Origin of the sequence: Streptomyces sp. SID13726, from assembly GCF_010548375.1 — a bacterium.
Taxonomy (GTDB): domain Bacteria; phylum Actinomycetota; class Actinomycetes; order Streptomycetales; family Streptomycetaceae; genus Streptomyces.
Map to the genome: position 1 here is coordinate 1 of NZ_JAAGLY010000573.1, position 419 is coordinate 419.

General features: G+C 73.5%; 1 pseudogene. It reads left to right on the plus strand.

What is annotated here, in order from left to right:
- Positions 1 to 129 precede the first annotated feature (129 nt).
- A pseudogene (locus tag G3I78_RS49190) lies at positions 130 to 419 on the plus strand (hypothetical protein); the annotation flags it as partial.

Here is a 419-nt window from a genome sequence, read left to right on the forward strand (position 1 = left end):
GCTCGACTACCGGTGGGGCGTGACCCGGCGGCTCCTCGACGACCTCCTGTCCGCTCTGCCCGACCGCCCGAGCACCATTCGACGTGGGCAGCCGGCCGACGCGCTCCTCACCGCAAGGACCACCGCCTGATGCTCACCCCGGACACCCGCGTCCTGCTCACCGACGCGCTCCGCCCGCCCGCCGGCCTGCGCGTCGACGCCGCGATCGCCACGACGTTCTCGCTCGACCTCACCGCGCTGCTGCTGGGTCCCGTGACCTTCGCGACGCTCGACGCGAGCGCCCAGGTCGACGGCGACGACCTCGCCGCGACCGATCCCATCGGCCTGCTCGAGGCCGTCCAGCGCTACAGCGAGCTCACCACGGTCTTCTGCCAGGCCGGCGGGATCAGCGTGCCGGCGTCGTACCGCTCGGTGCTCAC